Origin of the sequence: Marseilla massiliensis, from assembly GCF_016899855.1 — a bacterium.
Classification (GTDB): Bacteria; Bacteroidota; Bacteroidia; order Bacteroidales; family Bacteroidaceae; genus Prevotella.
This window is the reverse complement of the sequence record NZ_JACJJG010000003.1, coordinates 92,661-115,519: the sequence shown is the minus strand read 5'-3', so window position 1 is coordinate 115,519 and position 22,859 is coordinate 92,661. Positions and strand designations below refer to the sequence as shown.

Here is a 22,859-nt window from a genome sequence, read left to right as displayed (position 1 = left end):
CAAAATTATTGATTTTTAATCTTTTAAAAGAAAAACTCGATGTGCTCAATTTTATGTTGCTGAAAGGCCATCCAACAAAACTGCGGAAGAACCTAAAAATATCTCATTCCCACAACTTTTTCAATCGTTTTCTTATACCGAACTCACGTTTGTAATAGAGGCTTTCAGTACCGAAGCTGGAGACGTTCTCCACCGACAGCCTGTACAGTTCCTTGATGGTGGCCATGCTCACGGTGTACAGCTCCACCTTCTGTTTCCTCGCCGCGATGGAGTCCAGCCGTTTGTTGTGTTGATCCTCGATGAGTTTCTGCGAGGCTAAGTTGGCCGCTACGGCCTTTATGCAGGATGGGTCGATGACCACCCTCCATGCTGCGGAGGCGTTTACCGTGGCTGCCACGGCCGCCGTCAGGATTATGTATCTTAACTTTCCCATAGTTCCATTACTTTCTGTTGCCTGTTCACTTTCCTTGCAAATTCGAGGTACTTGGGGCTTCCGGCGCGCCTGCGGTCGGCCTCGATGCGCGTGATGGCCTCCTGCACCGTCCCGTAGTGCTTCAGGTATATCTTCAGTGCCTCCTTCTCGGTGCGTTCCGTGGTGTAGGCCCAGTAGCATTCGGGCGGCTCCTCCACGCCGAACACGTCGGAGACCTGGCCGCGGCATATCCACACCTCCTTGAAGTAGTTGCGCCCGTCGTGGTTGTCCAGTGCGTTGACCGTGAAGATCTGCTGCCGCTGGACGGGGGTAAGGCCGAGTATGGCGGCGATGTCCTCGTACCTGTCCTTGAACTTCGACTGGTCGAGGAGTATCTTCACGTCGGAGTTGTTGATGATGGCCTCCTTGACGATGGGCGAGTCTATCACGTCGTTCAGCTCCTGCGTGACCACGCCGGCGATGCCGTGGAACTTCCTGACGGTCTTGTACAGGTACTTGATGTACTCCGCCATCGTGGGCGAGGCGATGGCCTTCCACGCCTCCTCGATTATCAGTGCCTTGCGCCCCTTCTTGATGCGCATCTTCTGCAGGAACACGTCCATGATGATGAGCACCACGATGGGGAAAAGAACGGGGTCGTCCTTTATCTTGTCAATTTCAAATACAATGAAACGCTCGTCGAAAAGGTTGACGCCCATGTCGGCGTTCAGTGTCGTCTCCAGCTCGCCGCCCCGGTAGAACTGCTTGAGTATGGCGGCGAAGTCCCGGATGTTGAACCTTATCTTCTCCTGTGCCGTTATCTGCGGGATACGCTCCAGCGCGAACTCGTAGTAGGAGTTGAAGGACAGTTCCCTGACTTTCAGGCGCTGCTTCTGTTTCTCCATGCGGTCTATCCGCTTCTCTATCCGGATGAGCATAGTGTTCTCGTACAGTTCCTTGCGGTATTTCTCCACGATGCGCGCGGCGTGTTCCTTCTCGGATTCGGAGGCGGCCCTGTCCCGCATGAGGGCGACAAGCGAGCGGCACTGCCGTATGAGCTTCATGCGCCTTATCTCCGAGGGGAGTGCGGGTAGCATGGATGTCCTTTCCTCCGGCGGCTCCTTCGCGTTTATCTGCCGGTCGATGTCCTCCATGTCGCGGTCGCTCTTGCCGTGGCCGTCCTCCATCTTCGCCTCCAGGAGCAGTTTCCGGCGGAGGGTCTCGCGTTCCTCTTCGGTGAACTTCTCGAACGGATGGAAGTAGGCGTCATAATACTCCACGATGGTCTGGTTGACTATCATGTCCTCTATCTTGGTCGGGAAAGCGTTTCCCTTGTAGATGAGGAAGATGAGCGATTTGAGGAAGTTCTTCTTCTCGCCGAAGTTCTGCGCGTATTCCTCCTGAGTCACCTTGAAGGGGTTCATGGAGATGGGCTTCTCCTTGGAATAGGAGATATACGTGCCGCCAAAGTAGCCGCAGATGCCCTCGTAGGAGTCGCCCGTGTCGACCATTACGACATCCGTGTCCTGTTCGAGGAGCTGGCGCACCACGCTGTTCATATGAGAGAGTATTTGTTGTTGATTATCAGCAATATAAGAAAATATCGGTACAAAAATAATCGCTGTAAGAAATAGGGTGAAAAAGCCGTTTTGGGGAGAAGCAAAGAGGAAAAGAAAAAGGTTGGTTTAAGATGAAGATTTAACATAAACTTAACAAACGGCAGGCATTTTTATACTTTGCCGATGGCCGTTCGGAATGAGGTCAAAACCACAAAGGAATTGTCGGGGAATTATTTAGTATTCTTGAAAGTTAATGCATTAAGTAAATTATGAACCAATAAGGGTACAAACTTTATCTATAAGCTACATGAAATGATTTGCTACAACTATAATATGTCTATATGAAAAATGTTATATCTCCTCACAACAGAAACAACAGAAAAGGACTTCGACAATAGAGTTTATATCGAATAATTGATTAAAGCGTTCTTTGACTTATCTTTGTGGTCTAAAAGGTTCAATTGATGTATTACGACAAGATTCGCCACCGTTATAGCCAAGTGCTTGCAGCGACAGGATTAACTCCTGCTGAGTTTGATGCCTTGCTAATAACTTTCAAGTACCATTGGGATGAATATTACAGCCATTTTACCTTGGAAGGTAAAGTGCGTCAACGCATATCTTACAACAGGAAGACCAGTGTATTGCCTCTGATTCAGGACAAAATGTTCTTCATATTGGTATATCTGAAGACCAATCCCCTTCAGGAACTCCATGCCATTCAGTTTGAGATGACCCAGCCCCAGGCCAATAGATGGATTCACCTTCTTTCGGAGATTCTCCGGCGTACATTGAAAACGCTTGGTGAATTGCCGGACCGTAACTCCAAACGTCTGATACACATTCTTCAAGGATGCGAAGAAGTCTTATTGGACGGAACCGAGCGGCCTATTCAACGCCCTTTGGATGAAGACAGGCAGTCCGCATGCTATAGTGGTAAAAAAAACTCATAGCATAAAGAATAACCTGCTATGTACCAACAATCTTAGGATTGTATGGCTGAGTTCCACATACGAAGGTCATGTCCATGACAAAAAGATTTGTGATGAAGAACCTCTTCTACTCCCCAAAGGTATCAGGCTTTGGCAAGATACAGGCTTCACCGGACACAGACCGGATGGAGCTGAAATATGCATGCCCAAGAAGAAACCTAAAGGAAAAGAGCTTACTACTGTTGAAAAACAAGAGAACAAGCGGATTTCCGGAATCAGGATTAAAGTGGAGCATGCCATAGGTGGTATGAAAAAATGCCGTATTGTTAAAGAACGATTCAGATGCCATAAATTCGGTTTCGAAGATATGGTGATTCTTATTGCTTGTGGATTACACAACTTCAGAATCACGCACAAAATGAGTCATATAATAAATTAATCTATATAAAGTCTAATAAGAGTTAATTTGCTTAAACCTAACGGGAAAGGAATAGTCTAATAATTGGTTAGGTTATTCCTTTTCATTATCTTTGAGTGTCATTAAGATGATAGATTATGAAAAAGTTTCTGTGTATATTGCTTTTACTCATGAATTTCTATTTGCTCCCAGCACAAAAAATGTTGGTTGCATTTACTATGGATAAACATCTTGAGGTCGGCGTTCCTGTATGCTATCTGGATGAACGAGGCGATACCATTGTACCATACGGCAGATACAAGTTCTGCCAAACGGATACCATACGAAACATAGGTTTTGTGTATGAGAACAAACAGAACGCACGGATAGTCTGTATAGACAATCAAGGCAAAGAATTGTTCTATGTGTTCAAATGTGACAACGGTCCCGATTATATCAGTGAAGGACTTTTCCGCATAATGGATGAGAACGGACTGATAGGGTTTGCCGATTCATTGGGCAATGTGGTTATTAAGCCTCAATTCAAATTTGCCACATCATTTGAAAACGGAAAAGCACAAGCCACAACAAGCGGGGACGCAATTAATGATGGAGAACATTCTTTTTGGAAATCAGATGAATGGCAACTTATTGATCACAAAGGCGATAAAATGATAAAATATGCGGCCATCAGAAGTGGTAGGAGTTTGAAAGGGTTGCAAATCACTATATTTGGTAAGCAAAGAAAAATTTCCCAAGAAATATCCTACTCATATCCTCCTGACATTGAATTTGCCAACAATCTCGATGTTTGGGTTAACTTACAAGACGTTAGTTTTGATGGTAAAGACGATATACTTGTCAATCTTGGTCAGTATGGCAATCAAATGATACAATATTATGATTGCTTTGTGTGGGATGAAACTAAGGGGCAATATTGTAAAGATGAAAGTTTTAGGCAGATAGAAAATCCACAAATAAACAACGAGAAGAGATGTGTGTTTTCTTCATCGCGTATCTCGGCTGCATCTTACAGCTACAAGCGCTTTGAGTTTATTGAAGGTCATTTTATTGAGACAGCCGTATTGACCCAGACTTTCAGAGCCTCTAAACAACCGCCTTTATTCACTGAAAAGCAATATGTAAAAGGCAGGGGCTGGGTAACATTGCACAAAGATGTTCCAGTAGACAAGATAAACCGTGATTGGCTGTCAATCATAATGAAATAACACCCTAAACAGATGAGAATATGAGAATGAAAGTATTACTGTCAGTTATTAGTTTACTGGCTTTCCTCCCATTACAGTCCCAAGACATTGATTTCCCCTTATCGCAATCGGAAATAGAGAAGTATGAAAGCCGCATTCGTATACAACGACTTTCCGATGTTAATATCACCCATGCTGATGCTTATCGAATTAAAACACAGCAACCCGTTTATTCACCGCAGACAAAACGAATTGTGGTTGATGTAATCAATGTGAACGGACCAACGGCAGAACTGGCATACCATCATCTGAAACAATGGAAAAATGGACAATGGGTCAGTTTCCCCTTTATAGACAATCTCGGCTTTGCTGGCGTAGGCAGGAATTTATCCAAAGGTGACACGTTACCCGAATATATTCACGTGTCTGAATTCAAATATCCATTAAAGCAGAATAAGTATCAAGTGAATTTTTATGTGTTAGCCAACATATACACTTATTGTGAGCTGACAAACGGAAACATCATGCCTGTAAAGGAGACAGAAATGGACGGGGCTTTTATTTTCAAGGTTTTGCCATCAGCTAATGACTCTATTCGCATTCTGTTTGAGAACCATACGAATCTGGATGTTCAACCCGTTTTCTTGCCAAGTGTAGGTACAGATGAATTGTATATGGCGCATCCGTTTGCCCGTTCTGGTTGGAGTGGTGAGGCCGATTATATGAGAAACTGTGCTCGTTTAAAAGGTGGAGAAGCGATGTTGTTCACCATCCCTATCTCATGGGACATAAACCGAATTACAGATAAGAACTATAAAAAGCGGTTCATGTCTGGAAAATTGTTGCCAGGAAAATATAAAATAGGCCTACAATTGGAAATTTATATGGATACAGAATTTGAAGTAAAATGATAGTATATGAAACAGAAAGTCTTATTGTTAACTATTTGCTTGCTGGCTATCCTTTCTCTGCAAGCGCAAACCAACGAACGGTACATTGAAGTGACGGGCACATCGGAAATAGAAATCGTGCCCGACAAGATTCATTATCTGATTGAAATCCGTGAATACTTCGAGGAAGAATTCGACGGGAAATCGAAACCTGAAGAATACCGCACCAAAGTACCTTTATCAGAGATAGAACAAGGACTGAGAGAAGCCCTTGCCAACGCAGACATTCCACAAAATGCTATTCGCACGCAAGAAATCGGTGACTATTGGCGGCAGCAAGGGCAGGACTTTTTAGTGTCCAAGAAATTCGACATCACACTGACTGACTTCAATCAGATAAATGAGATAATCAAGCACATAGATACGAAAGGCATCCACACCATGCGCATCGGTGAATTGGAGAACAAAGACATGCTTGCCTATCACCAAAAGGGAAAAATTGAAGCATTGAAAGCCGCTCAAAAGAAAGCGACTTATCTGGTAGAAGCACTGGGCAAGAAATTGGGTGACGTGATACGCATTGTGGAAGAAGGGAGCAGCAATGCCTTTCCGTTTGCGCAAAGCAATGTCCTGTCATCCGATGCTGCCTCATTCGACAACTTCCGCACCATCAAGAAGAACTATTCCATGCTGGTACGTTTTGAAATCATAGATTAAAATGGCCTCGTAATTAAAACGTTTGCAAACTCATTGAGTGAGATATATCATCTTTGCAATCCTTGTTGCATATTCTCAATTTTCCAATCATACGCCCCCTCTGCGACATCGCCAACCTCTTTGAGTGTATGGCGATGTTTTATTTCGTCAAAAGGCTGTCGGCTCTCCGCATAATCACAAAGCCATGCGCCGACCGCATTCTGCTGTTCGATTGTTTCTCCGTACTCCTGCATGACGCTTTTGATGTCAGCAGCTTCGGATGGGGCAAAGAACGATTGGTGCTGCTCCGTGCCGAAATGGATAATCGCATCAATGGCTCGCTTAAAGACCTCGTTTGCTTTATAAAGAATATCGGCAAGCACATTCAGAATATGCCTGCTCGCTTTCAGCGCACTTTGCAGCAAACGGATGGTCTTGTCTTTCTCCGCCGTAGCACGACTTACGGCAAAGTTAATGCGCTGCCGCTCGCCGTCCTCTTGCTCCTGAAGCTGCCGTACCGCCTTGTCCCTTTCAATAGCAAGTGAACGGCTCTGCACCAAAGCCCTGCCACGCTCGGTTTCGGCTTTCTGCTTCTCTGTAACCAATGCCTTTGTCAATTCCTCCACCTTGTTCTTGACAGCATCGGGAAAGGCTTTCTTCATACGCTCGTTCTCGGCTTTCAGCTTGGCGTTTTCCTTTTCGATTGCTGCGGATTTGCCCACCCCGACAAAACTGCTTACGCTGTCCAATATGCTGTCCACTTTCGCCTTGCGCTCATCCCTTAACTGACGTTCCTTGTCGGCGATGTCATTGTCAAGGGATTGGCGGTATTTCTCTTTCGCCTTGTTCTCGCCCTCAATGAACTGCCGTTCCGTTTCGGCTTCCTCTTTGGCGGCAAGGGCTGCTTCCCTTTCAGCTTTAGCTCGTTCCGCTTCCTGTTTCTGTTTGGCAAGAATGAAGTCCGTGCGCTCCAAATGCTCTTTGCCCGTTACCGCCTTTGAGATGCCCCTTTCCATGTCAAGGCACTCGGCCAAAATGGTCTGCATCTCGCTCATGGCTTTCTCATCCAGTTTGCAGGACTTGCCCGTATCGTGATTCATCCAATCCCATACGATGTGGGCGTGCAGATTGGGCTTCCATGTGGCATTGTCGCCGGGCGTTCCGTAATGCCCCTCGTCCCTGTGGATGAACACCTGCAAGGCTGTGACACCCCAACGCTCCTTACACACCTTGCAGAATTTTCGCAACTGCTCCATCGTGGTATCTTCCTTGACGACAACCACGCCCTCCTTGAGCGGAGTGCTGCCACGGACGATGGTCACCTTGCCAGTCTTCTTGTTTACCCGTTCACGGTCTTTGGTCTGCATCGCACGGCCTGTCTTTTCCTTGACCATTGCGGCTATCTGATTGTATCGGTCGGTGAGCGTGGCTTCACTGAAATCAGGTGCGACCCATGTCTCGTTTCCAGCCATGAGGTCGGTACGGATGTAGAACTTCTCCTTGCGGATGTTGGCGAGGTATTCAGCTGTTCGCCTGTTGTGCGCCTCGCTGCTGCCGATGTTGCACGGTTTGATGTTGATGGATGTCTTCTGTGCCATAATGCTTGTCTGTTTGTGAGTTTAACGATGGGTTATTAGGGCTGCGCCTTAATCGGAGGGTGCAGGGAGAGGGTCACTTCCTGCTTGGGGTTCTCAGGGGCAAAAGCCACTGAGCGGAGTTTCCAAAGAGGGGGTCACTCTTTGGTCGGGTTGCACAGGGCTGAAAGTCCTTGTCGGGTTCTTAGGGCAGAGCCATAAGTGGGACGGGGCAACGCCCAGCCCCTCGGGAGAGCCCACAACTTCGGAGCGCAGCGGAGAAGTTATAGTGGGCTATATCTGGGCAAGCCCAGTCAGCCAACGCCACAACAACGGAGTACCGCTGAAATCCGTCTGTTGCGCCTGTTATTTTTCCGTGCCTGTGTCGGTATCATCCACAACGCCAATCATGCCGCCATGCGCTTCTTTGCGGCTCTCATCGGAACTTTCGGCTAACGGCAGGTTGCTGTTCTCTATGATAAGGAAATGGTTTGTTTCACCCTCGTTGTTTTGTATGCCAGTCCGATGGTCGCAAGCCACGGAGGAACAAAGGGAAGAAGAAAGAGGTGCTGCACCGCTTTCCGTGGTGTCCGTTTCCTGCCCTTGACTTTGGCAACCGTCCTGCACGGTACACGGCTTGCTATCCGAAGCCGTATCATTAGAAAGAGGTGTCCGCTTTCCGTCCGCCAGTTCTTTGACATTAGCTGATGGCTTGACATAATGGGGATTGGTCAGGAGGACACCACCGACATACCAGCCTGTAAGGAAATGCAGGGTGTGTATGGAAGTGCGGTTGTTGGTTCGGGTGGTCAGCACACCGAGCCTGTTAAAACTGTCTATGAGTTTGCCGACCGTCTTTCGGTTGCAACCCAAATATTCCGCAAGTTCCACATCGGAAGCTGCGACTTCTCCCACCTCCAAGGCTATTCCTATGCCCTTGATGTTACAAACGGTCTTTGTCCGCACGGCGTGGGTCATCAGCCTGTGCAGGCATTTCTGCCTTTGGGCGGAAAATCTGCCTTCCAAAATAAAATTCCACTGCTCGTCCGAAAGGATGGTGCAGTAATGTATGCTCTGTTTGTTTTTGCACATAGTCTATGATATTTAGGTGTTACACCGGTCAGCTACCTGCCCATGCCTTGCCGCCGTTCGGGCATGTAATACTCCCTGTCCGCCGCTATGTGGTTCAGCACATCCTGCAAACGGTCGAGCTGGTCATGGTCAAGCACACGGATAGCGTTGATGGTTATCTTCTGCGTGGCAATCCTGCGGTGGGCAATGTCAGTTTCGCTCATCGTGCCGCCGCCGTCCGCATGGATGGAACGGAGGTAGGCGTTCACCGCTTCCGTCTGTTCTTTTGATGGGTACGGTGCCGCCCATCGGTCTTGAATGTAGTCAACCATTCGGCTGACCGCATCGGCCAATATCGGGTCATGCCTTGCAATGACGGGTATCAAGTCCTCTTTCCTCATAATTCCTGCTTTGTCTGTAATGAACTTGGCTTGTGCTTCTTGCCGCCACGCAAGGCTTCAAGCCGTCTGTTGAAATCTTCCTCGCTGCCTGTTCCCGATGTCCCTCCCTGCTCAATCCAGCCGATGATTTCATCCTCGAAGAAGTAGAGCTTATTGCCCCTCTTGTGATACGGTATGCGCTTCTCGGAAGTCATTGCGTAGATGGTGGAAGCGGATTTGCCAAGCAAAGCGGCGACATCATCCAAGGCAAGCAACCGTCTGCCTTTCTGTTGCGTGGCTTTGCCCAACGCCTCGTCCACCTTGTCCGCAAGCTGCCCCACCTTTTCAATCAGGAGGGAGACAGCCTGCGGCAGTTGTTCAAATGTGATTTTATCCATAAGCATAATGTTTATTTGAGTGTAATCTGTTCGGAAGCCTTGCGTTTCAGGTCGCTCACCACATCGGCATAAACCTGCGTGGTCGCCACGTTGCTGTGCGTAAGCATTTTTGATATGGTGTAGAGGTCGGTGCCTGCGGCGAGTTGCAGGGTTGCGTAGGTATGCCGGAAGCAATGAAAGGTTATGTGTTTTGTAATGCCCGCCGACTTAATCCAATCCTTGAGGTACAAGGGAAGCAATGCTTGCGTCATACCCTTGAACACCTGCCCCGTGGAACGCTCGCCACAGAGTGCAAGTGCTTCGTCTGACAGTGGCAAAATGGCTTCCGTCCGTGTCTTTTTGGTGACGATGTGCATACACCAGCCGCCATCCGCCGCCCTGATGATGTTCTCCCATTGCAGACGTATGATGTCGCTGATGCGCAATCCCGTAAGGCAGGAGAACAGAGCCGCAGACCTTACGACTGGCTTCTCGCAGGGCGTGTTGGCAAGCATTTTCACCTCGTCAAGCGTCAGGAACTCACGCCTTGTATTGGCTTCCTTTGCGTGTTTCAGCCGTGGGGCGATGTTCTCCTTAATCCGCCTTTCCTCGTAAGCTTGGCGCAGAACGCATTTCAGCTTGTTCAGGTTGTTGTTGGCGGTGGAAGCCATCATCTTGCTTTTGTTTTGCGTGGTGAGCGAGAGCATATAGGTGAGAAATCCCTGGCAGTATTCCACCGTCAAGTCATCAAAGGTGCAGCTTCCGCCGCAATACTTCTCGAAGTGCTTGTAGGCGGTGTTCCAATTCCTGAAATTGTCATCGTCCGCCATTTTGGAGCGGAAATATTCCAAGAAGCTCTCTTTGCCCCTGTTGCGGTCGAGGAAGCCGAACTCTTCGTTAATGATGGCTTCCGTCCGCCTGCACTTGATAAGCTCGGCATTGCGCAGCATGGTCTTGTTAAACTCCGCCTCAAACTTCTCTGTCGGATTGGCATAAATGTAGATGCCGAGGTATTCACGCCTTGTCAGCTTGCCAGTTTTCGGGTGTCTGACAGGAGGGTAGAAGTCAAGGTAGAGTGACAACTGCCCGTTCTTGATAGGTCGTTTCCTGACCGTCACTTTCGTACAAATGTTTGTCATATCGCTAATGTGTTTAATTGGTTATAAATGTTCATTCCTCCCTTTTGGCTTTCGTGCTTGCGCTTTTCCGCTCCGCTTCCTTACGTGCCGCATCCCAGTCGGCTTTCAGGTAGTACAACCGGTTGCCGTGTATTCGCTTCGTCCGTACCCCGTGCGTGAGGGCAAACCTGCGGACTTGGGTTTTGCCCAGCCCGAACAGGCGCATGATGTCGAAGCACGAATACCAATGTTCCGAAAGGTTGTTGCCCAGCCGCTCGTCCTCTTCCGCCATCGCCTTGTCCACTTCCGCTTTCGGGAAGCATTTGGTGGAATTGGCTTTGATGCACGGTATCGAGTACCGCATACGGAGGTTGTAGAACCGTCCGTAGGTGTAATTGAACTTTTGGCATATCTCCGCCATCGTATAAAGGTCACCGCCGACACTCTCCCTGTCCGTGAACGTGTCACGCACAGACTGCTTGTAGTTGTCCGCCGGAATGAGCCGCCGTTTTGCCGGACTGCCCTTTGTCTTTTTCTTTCCCTCTTGTCGGATGAGAGCTACTTCTCCATTCTTTTGTCTTTCTCCATTCATTTTCTTCTTTGTCTTTTTCCCCTGCTTGGCGAATAGCGAGACGCTCCGCTTGCAGTAGGTGGTTTCCTTAATCATCAGGAAGAAATCCTCCCTGGTGATTAGCGTAATATGGTACGTAATCCTGCAAGCCCGGAGCGTACCCTTGTAAATCAGGTTATACACGGTGCGGCTGCTCACTTGCAGTATGTCCGCCACCTCCCCAATGGTGAGGAACGGCTTGTTTGGCATATCCCGACCGAAGTCGGGCTGACCTGTTAATTTGTGTTCATTTTGACGGTCCATCATCGAAGAAATTTTGTTGCACATTGTTGAACGCTGTTGCACGCTGCTGAAAGGAAATCGAACCGTGCGCCCCCTCCTGCGAGGTACAATCGTGGTACAAAATTACTCCAATAAGGACTAAACGCCAATAGTCGAATTTCTCGTTTGTTAAAACATATTAGCTGAAAATCAGGTAATTACAACACTGAATTTTGCAGCCGCTTGCTCCCATTTTGTCCTGTTTTTCTCCATGTGGAATACATATGAAACGACTTGCCGCTTCCTGAAGGCCCGATGCAGAAGAAGTTGGAATTGTCCGTCATCTTTACCTTGCCCTCTTTCCCCGTGATGTCTATGCAGACGGGAAGCCCCTGTCGGTCGGTATAGTACGTGGTCAGGGGCGTGTCCTCCGATTCTTTCAGGTGTTCCTTGAAGAAAAAGCACAGGGCGGCATCGGAAAGTGTCAGGAACAGGTCGTAGTCAGGGTTGAATGCGTATGCGTTGCCGGGGAAGCTGTCAGTGAAAAGCTCCAGCTGGTTGTATGCGGTGCGCGACGGCATGATGCCGCATCCGTACAGCTTGGTTTCAAGGTAGGAAGTGACTGGGGTGACCTTGTCCGCAGGGCAGCTCACCAGGATGTTGAAGTTGGCGTATACCAACAGCGAACTGTCCACGGCAAGCCGCTCCAGCACTTCCTCGATGTCGGCCTTGGCTATCCTGTTGCTCGGGTCGGGCATGGAGCCGTGCCGTTTGGCCTTGGCCTGGAGTTTCCTCAGCAGTTTCCGCTGGCCCGGTATCTGCACGACCTGGTTGTACACCACGCAATCCGTATGGGGAACGCTTGTCAGGAACGATAAAAGGTCGGTGGCGATGCCGTAGCCGTTGACACCGGCCTGCGTGTAAGGCCTGACCCATGACGGGAGGTTTATCTCGTCAATGTCCACCAGCGGATAGGAACGCACCACGCGGCCGCCCAGCCTCAGGTATTCGTCCGAGGCCTTGAAGTTGGTCATGGAGAACGGGCCGTGGCGGAAGCGGAAGGCCATGAAGCGGTGGCAGTACTCGTCCACCTCGCCTTTTGTCAGCCGCCGGTGACGGATGTGCTTTTCGCTAAGTATATCCTCCGCCTTGCTCACCTTGGAATGGAACTCCAGCCACTTTTTCGGCTCGTACTGCACGAACTGGCTGCGTTGTGCCTCCTGCGTGATGACAAGGAAAGTGCGTATCTCGGTGTACTCCCTTCCCTCGAAGTAGCGGAAATAGCTCCGCGTCAGGAACTCCGCATCTTCCGGCACGTCGTGGTGGTAGGTCTGCTTGCTGAAAATGTCCTGCTTCTGCAGGGCATAGCCTTCGCCGAGGGTCTGCACAAGGTTCGAGAGCACGTCCTGAAAACGCAGGTACTGCTCCGCGTCCGTACATAGCTGCTGCACGGGGTTGGCCATCTCGAAAATGACCGAAGGCTCGCCCCTGGCGGAAAAGAGGACGATATGGCCGTCCGTCTCTTCCAGCCCAGCGTAAAGTCCCTCAAATGCCCGTTTCCTGTTCTTTGCCATCGGTTGCTTTCTGTTTGTTGGTTTTCAATTTGTTTTCCGGATGTTCTTATAGACGTAGATACCTTTCGCCCGTTTCTTGTTGTGCAGCCCGCCACGTTGTTTGACAAATATGACGGCCAGCCCTACGGCGGCCATCGCCAGCATGGCGATGAAGCCCGCCAGCTTGCCAAGGACTATCGAGAAAACGATGAAGCCCACGAATGACACTCCTATGGCTGCGGCCGCCAATGTGAGAAAACGCCCCCGGATGCCCATGAACTCCAGCGGTTTCTGCAGTCCCTTAAACACGGGGAACCCGTCCTGGTTACTCTTATCCTCCATGATTTACGTGAAGAAGAGCGGCAGGGCCTCTGACAGCGCAATGAATGCGATACATCCGCCGATAGTCAGCATGATGGTCTTTTTCACGTCCTGGTCGCTGTTCTGTAGGCTCGGTCCGGAGCGCCTTGCGGCATTGCTGCCGCAGGTCTCTCCAAACCTGCCCCCGAACCGTACGTACACGTCTCCATGTATACGGCTCTCCGTTATTGAATGCGCTTTATTTCTCATGTTCTTTCTCTTTGATTTCGGCATAGCAGTTTCCGCATACAGCAATGGTCTTACGGTTCAGACGCAACATCATCTTGCCCCATTCCGTCTTGTCATCAAGTGATTTCAAAGTACGGACGTGGTGCATGATGAGCTTGTCATGCCTTCCGCAGAGCTCACAGGTTTCGCTTCTCAGACGTTCAGCCAGTGAACGCTTCGGGAAGCTGACGTGAGGTAAGTTGTCACAATCAGCCATTTTATTAGGTTGTTTTTGTGCGAATCCACCATTGTAGAGGACACGGTATTTCCGATTGCCCTTTTTGTCGGTGTACTCAATCTTGAATTCCTTGTCCTTTCTGTACTTCCTTACAATCTTTGGCATCGTGGTGTTCAGCTTCTGAGCCAATGTCTTGTAAAGGCTGTACTGCATGATGTAGCCGAATTTTGAGCAGGTTGCAGATACATTGTCAGCTATACAGTAATAGTTGTAGAATCCCCTTATCTCTAAATTGAACTTTGCAAGGATGCGGTGGCTTTCCATGCCAATCAGGTTACTTCTTGACCGTGGTTTCCATACCGTTTTACCGTCCTGTTCGGTGAACTTTACCGCACCATAGCCCTCCAGCTTCTCTTTCACAGTCTCCGATGGAAGCGACAGCCGGACTTTACCCCTGAACGCGCGTGAGAGGATTCCTTTGCGGTTTCTTTTCATTGCATCCGAGGTCTTGACGGTTATCCGGTAGCCGAGGAATCTGGCTTTCTCCCTTGCATGGGTGATTAGCGTCTTTTCTGCGGAAAGTTCAAGTCTGAGCCTGTCACGCATGTAGTCGGTGATGTCCTCCTTGATTCTTTCGCATTCTTCTTTGGAGCCAATCACGCCGATAAGGAAATCGTCGGCATACCTTACGTATCTGAGACGGCGGTAGTTCCCGTCCATCTCATCCCTTACGGGCATGCCGCGCAACTGTTTCTGCAGTTGTCTGATTTCTGCATCAAGAGCGGCTGCTTCGACGGGGTCTTTTGCAGCCTTTCTTTTCTTTCGCCTGTTTACAGTACGCATGTTCAGGTTCGTGTATTCGTTTCGTATCTTCCTGCTTTCTCCTTTATCGAAGAGGGCGGCATATTCTTTCATGTATTTGTCGAACCGGTCAAGGTAGATGTTAGCCAATATTGGACTGACTATCCCTCCTTGAGGTGTGCCCGAATAAGTTTTGTTGAAATACCACTCTTCAAGATAACCAGCCCTCAGGAACTTCCATATCAGCCGGATGAAACGCTCATCCGCTATACGCATCCGCAGAATGTCTATCAGCGTGGCATGGTGGATATTGTCGAAGAATCCTTTAATGTCCCCCTCAATAAACCACCTCACTCCGGTAAACGTTTTCTTGATGCTGGCGAGTGCTGTATGGCAGCTCTTGAATGGTCTGAACCCGTGTGAGGTACTTTCAAAGTGTCCCTCGTAGATGGCTTCAAGAATCATTCTCGTTACCTCTTGCACCAGCTTGTCGTCGATGGTCGGTATTCCAAGAGGACGTTTCTTTCCGTTCTTCTTGGGAATGTAGACCCTCTTGGCAGGCTTGGGAGAGTAGCTCTCGTCTTTCAAGCTCTCGATGAGTTTTCCGATACGGCCGATGGTCATTCCGTCAATGGTAAGGCCATCCGTGCCGGGAGTCATGTTGCCGGGCTTGGACTTAATCCGCTCGTAGGCAAGCATGAACATTTCCTCGTTGAAGAAAATACGGTAGATACGCTCATACCTGTAATCTGAAACTTTACTGTGTGAGCTTAAAGTGTTCAATATTATTTCGGGATTTCTCATACGTCTCTCACGTTATCCGTTAATACTATTGAAATCAATAACTGTTCCCCTTCGCCATGTAGAAGGCTTTCCCTTCCTCGGACTACTATGGGAACTCCGTTGCCGTACCGAATATTCAGAACCTTTGTTCATAGCCAGTTGGCATTTCGGGTTAGGCAATCTCCGTTTAGTTTGCGTGATAACTGTTGGCACGACTGACTGTCGGATGCGACTTACACCCTTTTCTCCGCTTACTGCGGTTACGTTGCGGCAAGTTCCTGCTGTACCAATAAATGCAGGTTGGCACAGTACCGCAATATGGCGTATGTAACTGCTTTCCGCCATAGTCACTTCAAATACCGTTGGATTATCGTTAAACCAATCAGGCTTCATCCTCATGTCAGTCTTTATCCCTTGCAGCTGCGTCTCGGCTTTGCAGTTCGCCGACTTGCCACTTTTCCAGCCTGCTGTTTTCCCCTTATAGATTTCTCCGCAGGGTATAGCTGATGGGATTAGGATGTTGTAAAACATACAGTTAATCTTTGTTATCTACATGTTAGTAGAGGTTAATTACTAAAATTGGACCGTCCATTCTACATGGAACACTATCCTAACTTCTTGCCAAAGAAGTATTTATCACGCAACCATTACGGACGCACGCATCTTGAAATAGACATTGAAGGCACCGACAAGCACGATGACCGCCGCGATGGCCTTCATGAGGTTGGAAACGGGTGTCTGGTAGGACGAGACTTCCTGTGTGGCCTTGGTGAAGCCGGCGGCTCCCTTGCTTGAAGCCATCGCCTCGCCCGCCGACACGGCGAGGGCCAGCACGGCCATAGTGGACTTGCGGTAAATCTCTGAATGCCTGAGGCGTACTGAGGCGCGCAGGCACTTTCTCTTTAAGTGTTGCATTTTCAGGTTGTGTGTTAACGGGTTTCATCGCCAAAGGAACAGGTGTCGCCAAAGGAACGGCGGGGCTGTTGTGCAACCCCTTGAATAGTTTATGTCTCACCTTGCGTTCTCGCAGGTGTATATCACAAGCCCGAGGTCGCCGGAACCGGTCTCGGCCAGCCTGTTGACCTCCTCCATGAGGTCCTCCACGAGGATGCCGTCCGTCATGACGGCTTCGCGGTAGCCCGGGCGGTGCGGAGTCTTTTCCGCTCCCTCGCCGTTTTCTTGTCCGGCCTGTCTTTCTTTCCCGGCGGTTCCGTTTCCGTCTCTTTGCGGTTCGTCACGGCTGACCATGACCGGCTTGAACGTACCGGCCTCGTCCGATATGTCTATGTCCTCCTCGCCCTTGTCTTCCTGTCCGGCAGTCTGGGCGGCCTTTGCCTTCAGGATGTCGGATACGACCATGAAGGCGTAGTACAGCAGGAAGCATACGGCGAGGATGGATACTATCTGTCCGTATTGCATTATTGTGTTTTTTTGTTGTCCTGCGGCTCATCCTCCCTGAAGCCGTCGAAAAGTGATTTCTTTTCCCTGCGGTAGTCCGCGAGGCGTGGGAGGTACGCCCCGATAAACGCGCGGACGATGGCGTTCACGAGGTCGGAACGGCAGCGGCCGCGAATGTCGCAGTCGTCGAGCGTATCTGCAAGGTCGCGGTCTATCTTGCACGCAAGGCGGCCGTCCCTGTCCTGCGGCTTGGTGGATTCAATGCAGGCCAGGAACCTGTCCCAGCAGCCGTCCGTAGAGGATTGGCCGACAGCTTGTGTAACTGTAATGTCCGCATCGGACAGTTTTGTGCCCGTGTCCGGGCCATTGACGCCTTTCAGCAGGTCGTCGAGTTCGGGTATTTCATTTGCCATTGTGCTATGCTCGGTTAATGGTTGCCATTTATTTTACTGTCTCTTTGCCTGTCCCGGCTTTCTTCTTCCCGTACTTCGGAAAGGCGTTCTCCGTGAGCTGTATTCCGGAAAGCCGCGTTTGCCTTATGGGTTCGGACGTGCCGAAAATCTCCGTGTAGATGTTCTCAAACGCCGGGGCGACGATGCTTCCCTGCATGTCGAGGGCGGCCATCGTGCTGAAACGCTCCATGTCGGCACGCCGGGGTATCTTCTCCGTCACGAAGCCGTGGTTGGAGAATGTATCCCTCGCGCTTTTCCACAGGGCAAGCTCGGAGCGTTTGCCGACCCTGCCGTCATGCAGGTTGGGGATGATGAACAGCCTCGCGTCCATCCGTCCGGCCGCTGCCTTGCGCAGCCTCTCCAGAAACAGCAGGAACGCGGCGGTCGAGGGTACGGTCACTAAGTCGTAGTGGAACGGCACGGCGATGACGTCCGAGTTGACGAACAGGGGGACGAGTCCGGCGGCTTTCAGGCTTCCGGGCGTGTCGATGAGTGCCACGTCTATGCTCGGGTCGTTGTGGAGTTTCTCCATGACGGCGTTCACCGCATCCCTGTCGTCGATGCCGCACGCCGCCACGTCGTAGGGGGCGTGTTCCTCCCCGTACTTCCTGATGTCGGCGTTCCGGCACTTGGCGATGGAACGCTGGAAATCGCAGTCCACCACGACGGTGCGGACGCCTTTCGTCACGAGGTAGTTGGCGAAGGTGACGCAGAGCGTCGTCTTGCCCGTGCCTCCCTTCTGGTTGGCGAATGTCACTATGGCCGGTGTATGTATCATTCAGTTCCCTGTGTTTTGTGATGCGCAAATTTACAGTTACGGGAGTCCGGGAAACGAAATGCGCAACACTTTTCAGTATCGGGATTTTAGAAAAAACGGTCTTGATTCAGTATTTCCATGATTGAAGCTTACATAGTTTGAGGTTTTATCGTTTCAACTGCTGGCTGTTGTCAAGGTCGTCGGTATTGTCCTTGCGGCCGACTTCCCATTCACGCTTTTCGCTTTGGCTGCCGCCTCCGGCATCCTTCAATCCCGTAAGTCTGAACGGCCTGTGCGTCGCCTTTGTTCTTGACGGGGTTTGCATCTGTTTTGAAGTGGTTTTCCGTCTTAGCCTTTTCGTGTCAAATCCCTCGTCCGTCAGATTGACGATAATGTGCCGCCTGAAGTCTATGGCGAATGCCGTCCCGTCCTGTTCACGCAGGGTGAAGCCTGCCGCATACATGCCCGCTTTTACGGAGACAGTATCGTCAGCGAAAATTTCACGCAGGCGTTCGACGGCCTCATTATAGTCTCCCGTCCTTTCCGCCGTTAGGGTGACGAGGTCGGGGCGGCTGACCTTGAAGATGCGGCAGAGCATGTCCCTTTCCGCTTCCGTGGCCGGACGGAACCTTTCCACCCACGCGATGCGGTTGTTGCGGTCTATGGCTTCGGCCATGAACGGCTTTAACGGGCGTGACGTGCCGCCGAAATAGACCACGCCTTTCTTTATATAGGCGTGCTGCCTCCTTATCTTGGCGTATATTTCACTTTGCGTCGTCTTGGGGTTGAGCGTCAGCAGGCGGTCGATGAAGTCCTCCACGCGGTCAAGGCGTTCCTCCGGCGTGGCGAAGTCGAGCAGCTCCTCCACGGAAAGCACCCTTGCCCCATGTATGACGGTCTTTTTCGCATGGTCGACTACCATGTAGCCGAAAGGCCTATCCCTGCGGCCGAAGAAAACAAGGTCCACACCGAACTTTTCTTTCATCTCCTTGCGCAGCTCTTCCTTGTCCGTGCAGGTGTCCCTGTATTTGAGGAGTATGCTTCTCAACTTCCGGCACCGCATCCTGTCCCTGCGTCCGCTTTTGTACAGGGCTTCGATTTCCGCCAACGGGATTTCCCGCTGCACCTTTCCGCCGTACTTTATGAACACGGTGCCGTCCTTCCTGTAGGTCTCGTAGCCCATTGAGAACATGATGGCCTTGAACTGCGCGAAAGACGAAAAGGTGTATTGCCTGGCATTTTCGATGTCCTTGTCCGTCTTTTGCCTCCTGTCGGTGCCGAGTATGCGGTCTATCGCCTCCTGCGAGCGTCTGCGCTCGTGGCTATGGGCTATCTTCCTGCCGTCGGGTGCGATTCGTGAGGTGATGGCGTGCAGGTGGGTGTTGTCGGTGTCGTGGTGGGAATAGACCAGCAGGGGCTGTCCGGGTTCCATGTATCCCATCTCCGTAAGGTAGCGGTGCGTGAACTCCAGCAGTTCGGCTTCCGACATTTCGTGGCCCTTGCACGATATGGCGACGTGGAACTGTGCTTTCCGTATCCTGCCGTTCCGGGAGCTGTATTCCATGAGGTATTTTGTCAGTTCGTCGGCGGTCGGCCTGCCGAATGTCCCGAGTGCGCCGAAGTTGCGCATCTCGATGAGCCGGGCAGCGCCATTCGCGACTTTCCGCTCATTGTAGCCGACGGTGTGGAAGTTCGTGCTTCCGGGTAATATGGTGGCTATCATTTTGTGTTATTGGATTATCAGTGTTTGGATTTTCGGCGTTCAGAGTTTCACGGCTTTTCGGGTTATAGCGTCAAGCTCCTTCTTTATCCCGTCCAAAGTATTCCGGGTTTCGAGGATTGCGGGCATGAGGACTTCCGTGACGTAGCTGGGCGGTAGAAGCCCTGCCGCCGAGAGTTCGTTGGCCCTCCTGACCGACTGGTTCAAGTTACCGCCGACATGGGACAATCCGCTCCTGAACTCGCGGTAGAAGCCTCCGAGTTCCCTTATCAGTTCGAGCTTTTGCTTTGCATCTACGCCGGAGTGTTCGGCCACTGCCGAACGTATGAAATGGCTTACGGAAGTGTAGGAGGCGGACTTCTCCTTTATCCGTTCCATTTCTTCCCGGGTCATTCTAATCTTGATGTACCTTGTTCTTTTCTCTTTCATTATATAAGCGACTTGTCGTGGTTTTCCGGGACATACTTCCGCCGGTGGCGGAACAGCGGTCTTACCGCTCCGGCGCATGGCGTCCGGCAAGTCACTTTTGTGGCAACAAAAGTACAACTTGCTTGACAACTCCTGCAAAGCAGGGCAATATGCTCCCGGGCACTTTAATGCGACAAATATATGCTGACAGCCCGCCATGCGGGGAAATGCGCAACACAAAACTGCATGGCGTGGCATACCCGGATTTCATCACGCCCGCATTCTTCGGTTACTGGCTCTCAGAAATTTGTGGAATGAAGTCTCTTTATCCAGATATACGGGATTGACAGTTTCGGATTTTATGTGACTGTCCTCTGTGACTTCGGGGACTGCGTTATTGGATGGCTGGGGCATACGTATTCTGTTGACTATGATTGACAGACTCTTGAACGTCAATGATGTAAACTTCCGTGATTATTAGTTCCTGTGTTATTGTAAATGAGAGACTTAGAATTTGGAAATGTGGGTGCCGTGTTTTGAAAATTTGGGATGTAAAAAACTGATGTTCTTGGTATCTGACGGTAGGGAAAAGAAGTTGTCGGGTGATTTAGGGCTATGACCGGTTCGGGAATATTTGTTCGTGTGTCAGGAAAACCGTATCTCCTGACATTGAAGTTTAGGGGGGGGAAGTGCTGGCAACTGGGAATATATATATACTTGGAAATGAACTGGATAAGTCAGGAAATATAGACCGTAATATTTGCATATGTCGCTGATTTTTAGTATATTTACATAATGAAACTACCTTTTCTTGATGTTATTTTATGTTTGAATTATTGTTGCTCATATATCTTTTGCCGCTGCTGATGATAGCCCTGCTGCTTTTCAAACTCGTAGTTTGGATTGTCAGGACGGCATTCAGGTTCGTATTTTGGCTGGTCAAAAAAATATTCCTGATTTTAGGCCGGATGCTTGCGGCTGCATTCGCCTTTGTCATTGGAGATAGGGCTTCCACACGGCGTTGCGGCAGGCAATGACGTGCACGAAAAAGCCGCACTTGCTTTTCCGGCAAATGCGGCCATTGTTTAATGTCAACTAAAACCCTTTTCCCTTGCTTCTTTCATAGACTGCTTCTTGTTGCGTATCACAGTTGGTTAGGCGGAACTGTACATTACAACCTGTTGGAATATTCTTAGGTAACAGCTTAACCAAAGCTGCTATTACATCGTCAACAGTGTTGAAACCTATATCTGTCAATTCTGCAATCACATCGCCCTTGAAATAGGCACGTCCGTATATCATCTTCTTTGGCGTTATGCGGAACATCTTGTCTGCCGGAGCTTCCAAATCACGAGCCTTGCCTTGCTTGCTCTTTTTATTGCTGAAGAATATAAAGTCAATGATTTTGGCGTTGAGCCGCCAGGCAGGGGAGAAGTCTATCTTGACATAGCCCCTCGTCACGTTCATGCCGTGGCTGTGGTTCAGGCCGAAAGCCACTTCATACAGGTTGGCGTCGCAGTCGTTCTGGGCAATGGTAGCCCAGGTATGCCTGAATGTATAATAACAATAGCAGTCTTCCTTTGCCATACCCATAGCCTTGCATATTTTCCGGATGCCGCCGTTGACGTTGGCGTTGAAGCTGTCATAGTCACGGTAACGGCTGTGGAAAACAAACAGGTACTCGTCATTCTCGTCTTTTGAAAGATACTTGTTGAACGTGTCCTGTATGAACGGCTCAATCCTCATTTCCATATATGCCTCGTCCTTACGGCTGTGTCTGGTCTTTGCCCTCTTGTAGCCAATGATGCCATTGTTGTAGTCTTTCTTTTTCAGCTCGTATAGGTCAACCGTGTTGATGCCTCCGATACACAATGAAAGGAGGGCGACATCTCTTCCTAATTCAGTTCTTGGATACTTCATGTTACTTTCAGGCAGAGGAAAAGCAAAAAATTCTCTGCAGGCTTCAGCACTGATAGCCCGTTTCATAGTGGTATCAGACTTGGGGATTTTTACTTTCATCCACGGATTAAATTTGATTTGAATGATACCGCGTTCTTCATCGTTCAACTCCATGATGGCTTTTTGAATATCTGCCGGACACAGGTCGGATACATTTCTTTGGCACGGTTGGTTACAGACAGATAATCTATCCAGTTGTTAAGCGTGGTGGAAGTCAGGCTGGAAAACATCAATTGGTTTGAGCCGACAAAACGCTCCAGATGGTTCACCGCAAGCTGGTAATTTTTTGCATTGCGTGCGTGACCGTCAGAAATCATCTTGTCGATGAAATGCCTTGCGTAATCACTGAAACATACGCCCTGGTCATTTTTGAGCAGATACTCTATAACCTCTCTAATTTCCCATCGGGATGCGTCAACGCGGTTCAATCGGTCGTTATATTGCCGGATAAGCATTGAACAGTACTCATTTACCACAGGGTCTTTCAACTCTCCGCTTTTTGTGACATGGGGCTGCATCCACTATCTTATTAGTCTTGATGTAGCTCGACTTACGCTGGTGGGTGATTCTGATGTAGACAGTGTAGAAGCCATCACTTCTCGGTTTCTTAACCGTTGCTTTGAATGTTGTCATACTACTTGCTTTATAAGATTAAAAACGTTTTTTCTTGGGGTAAACAAGGGTAAACATGACGTTTTTTGGGGTAAACATAGAGTAAAACAAATACGTTCATTTGGCTCATTTTTTGCGGTCAAGTGTACGAACCGTCCAAGCGCAAATCAGGCTGTAACCACCGCAAAACCGGTAATTACAGCC

The 22,859-nt window shown here is 49.6% G+C and carries 21 protein-coding genes and 5 pseudogenes; 6 read left to right on the top strand and 20 right to left on the bottom strand.

Annotation, left to right across the window (positions count from 1 at the left end; genetic code table 11):
* Positions 1-133: 133 nt before the first annotated feature.
* Both H6A34_RS01750 and H6A34_RS01745 read right to left on the bottom strand, forming a co-directional pair.
* Positions 134-433: pseudogene (locus H6A34_RS01750) on the bottom strand (hypothetical protein); the annotation flags it as partial.
* A pseudogene (locus tag H6A34_RS01745) lies at positions 421-1,974 on the bottom strand (TraG family conjugative transposon ATPase); the annotation flags it as partial. The pseudogenes H6A34_RS01745 and H6A34_RS01750, both read right to left, overlap by 13 nt.
* A 461-nt stretch (positions 1,975-2,435) precedes the next feature.
* On the opposite strand from H6A34_RS01745, the gene H6A34_RS01740 reads away from it, so the two are divergent.
* The 6 genes and pseudogenes from H6A34_RS01740 (at position 2,436) to H6A34_RS01720 (ending at position 6,115) form a co-directional block, all read left to right on the top strand.
* Positions 2,436-2,924: a helix-turn-helix domain-containing protein gene (locus H6A34_RS01740; RefSeq protein ID WP_204435066.1), complete on the top strand. Its 489-nt coding sequence runs from the start codon at positions 2,436-2,438 to the stop codon at positions 2,922-2,924.
* Positions 2,878-3,342, top strand: a complete 465-nt coding sequence (locus H6A34_RS15515; RefSeq protein ID WP_204435065.1) for a transposase family protein — start codon at positions 2,878-2,880, stop codon at positions 3,340-3,342. The genes H6A34_RS01740 and H6A34_RS15515 overlap by 47 nt, the downstream gene beginning before the upstream one ends.
* 182 nt (positions 3,343-3,524) lie before the next feature.
* Positions 3,525-3,974, top strand: a pseudogene (locus tag H6A34_RS14880) (WG repeat-containing protein); the annotation flags it as partial.
* Positions 3,972-4,529, top strand: a complete 558-nt coding sequence (locus H6A34_RS15510; RefSeq protein WP_420870788.1) for an XAC2610-related protein — start codon at positions 3,972-3,974, stop codon at positions 4,527-4,529. The pseudogene H6A34_RS14880 and the gene H6A34_RS15510, both read left to right, overlap by 3 nt.
* A gap of 20 nt (positions 4,530-4,549) precedes the next feature.
* Positions 4,550-5,419 (top strand): hypothetical protein, encoded by an 870-nt coding sequence (locus tag H6A34_RS01725; protein ID WP_239464656.1) that lies wholly within the window; start codon positions 4,550-4,552, stop codon positions 5,417-5,419.
* Between the two features lie 6 nt (positions 5,420-5,425).
* Positions 5,426-6,115, top strand: coding sequence for an SIMPL domain-containing protein (locus H6A34_RS01720; RefSeq protein ID WP_022040917.1), 690 nt, complete (start codon positions 5,426-5,428; stop codon positions 6,113-6,115).
* Positions 6,116-6,162: 47 nt separating this feature from the next.
* Here the strand turns inward: H6A34_RS01720 and H6A34_RS01715 are convergent, their stop codons facing one another.
* The 18 genes and pseudogenes from H6A34_RS01715 to H6A34_RS01630 all read right to left on the bottom strand — a co-directional run bounded on the left by H6A34_RS01715 (position 6,163) and on the right by H6A34_RS01630 (position 22,676).
* Positions 6,163-7,692, bottom strand: coding sequence for a plasmid recombination protein (locus tag H6A34_RS01715; protein WP_022040916.1), 1,530 nt, complete (start codon positions 7,690-7,692; stop codon positions 6,163-6,165).
* A gap of 342 nt (positions 7,693-8,034) precedes the next feature.
* Positions 8,035-8,760, bottom strand: a complete 726-nt coding sequence (locus H6A34_RS01710) for a hypothetical protein (RefSeq protein ID WP_022040915.1) — start codon at positions 8,758-8,760, stop codon at positions 8,035-8,037.
* A gap of 32 nt (positions 8,761-8,792) precedes the next feature.
* Positions 8,793-9,140: a hypothetical protein gene (locus H6A34_RS01705; protein ID WP_204432467.1), complete on the bottom strand. Its 348-nt coding sequence runs from the start codon at positions 9,138-9,140 to the stop codon at positions 8,793-8,795.
* Positions 9,137-9,517 carry a helix-turn-helix domain-containing protein gene (locus H6A34_RS01700; protein ID WP_022040913.1) on the bottom strand — a complete coding sequence of 127 codons (381 nt, stop codon included), beginning with the start codon at positions 9,515-9,517 and terminating at the stop codon, positions 9,137-9,139. Before H6A34_RS01700 ends, H6A34_RS01705 begins: the two co-directional genes overlap by 4 nt.
* Before the next feature lie 11 nt (positions 9,518-9,528).
* Positions 9,529-10,635 (bottom strand): site-specific integrase, encoded by a 1,107-nt coding sequence (locus H6A34_RS01695; protein WP_022040912.1) that lies wholly within the window; start codon positions 10,633-10,635, stop codon positions 9,529-9,531.
* A 31-nt stretch (positions 10,636-10,666) separates the two neighbouring features.
* Positions 10,667-11,488: a helix-turn-helix domain-containing protein gene (locus H6A34_RS01690; RefSeq protein WP_022040911.1), complete on the bottom strand. Its 822-nt coding sequence runs from the start codon at positions 11,486-11,488 to the stop codon at positions 10,667-10,669.
* 176 nt (positions 11,489-11,664) lie between these two features.
* Positions 11,665-13,020 (bottom strand): TraG/VirB4 family ATPase, encoded by a 1,356-nt coding sequence (locus tag H6A34_RS01685; RefSeq protein WP_262896346.1) that lies wholly within the window; start codon positions 13,018-13,020, stop codon positions 11,665-11,667.
* A 24-nt stretch (positions 13,021-13,044) separates the two neighbouring features.
* Entirely contained in the window at positions 13,045-13,341 is a 297-nt protein-coding gene (locus tag H6A34_RS01680) for a DUF4133 domain-containing protein (RefSeq protein ID WP_205103088.1), read from the bottom strand.
* Positions 13,342-13,344: 3 nt separating this feature from the next.
* Positions 13,345-13,449, bottom strand: a pseudogene (locus tag H6A34_RS01675) (DUF4134 family protein); the annotation flags it as partial.
* A 109-nt stretch (positions 13,450-13,558) separates the two neighbouring features.
* A complete protein-coding gene (locus tag H6A34_RS01670; protein ID WP_205103086.1) occupies positions 13,559-15,370 on the bottom strand; it encodes a reverse transcriptase/maturase family protein in 1,812 nt (603 codons plus the stop codon).
* Between the two features lie 12 nt (positions 15,371-15,382).
* Positions 15,383-15,880, bottom strand: coding sequence for a hypothetical protein (locus H6A34_RS01665; protein ID WP_205103085.1), 498 nt, complete (start codon positions 15,878-15,880; stop codon positions 15,383-15,385).
* 105 nt (positions 15,881-15,985) lie between these two features.
* Positions 15,986-16,264 carry a DUF4134 family protein gene (locus H6A34_RS01660; protein WP_205103083.1) on the bottom strand — a complete coding sequence of 93 codons (279 nt, stop codon included), beginning with the start codon at positions 16,262-16,264 and terminating at the stop codon, positions 15,986-15,988.
* Positions 16,265-16,360: 96 nt separating this feature from the next.
* Positions 16,361-16,768 carry a hypothetical protein gene (locus H6A34_RS01655; RefSeq protein ID WP_205103082.1) on the bottom strand — a complete coding sequence of 136 codons (408 nt, stop codon included), beginning with the start codon at positions 16,766-16,768 and terminating at the stop codon, positions 16,361-16,363.
* Positions 16,768-17,160, bottom strand: coding sequence for a hypothetical protein (locus H6A34_RS01650; protein ID WP_205103080.1), 393 nt, complete (start codon positions 17,158-17,160; stop codon positions 16,768-16,770). The genes H6A34_RS01655 and H6A34_RS01650 overlap by 1 nt, the downstream gene beginning before the upstream one ends.
* Before the next feature lie 28 nt (positions 17,161-17,188).
* Positions 17,189-17,977 (bottom strand): ParA family protein, encoded by a 789-nt coding sequence (locus tag H6A34_RS01645; protein ID WP_205103078.1) that lies wholly within the window; start codon positions 17,975-17,977, stop codon positions 17,189-17,191.
* Between the two features lie 145 nt (positions 17,978-18,122).
* On the bottom strand, positions 18,123-19,679 hold the full coding sequence (locus H6A34_RS01640) for a relaxase/mobilization nuclease domain-containing protein (protein WP_205103076.1): 1,557 nt from the start codon (positions 19,677-19,679) through the stop codon (positions 18,123-18,125).
* A gap of 39 nt (positions 19,680-19,718) precedes the next feature.
* Positions 19,719-20,105 carry a plasmid mobilization protein gene (locus tag H6A34_RS01635; protein WP_205103074.1) on the bottom strand — a complete coding sequence of 129 codons (387 nt, stop codon included), beginning with the start codon at positions 20,103-20,105 and terminating at the stop codon, positions 19,719-19,721.
* 1,074 nt (positions 20,106-21,179) lie between these two features.
* Positions 21,180-22,676 (bottom strand): annotated as a pseudogene (locus tag H6A34_RS01630) (tyrosine-type recombinase/integrase).
* Positions 22,677-22,859 lie beyond the last annotated feature (183 nt).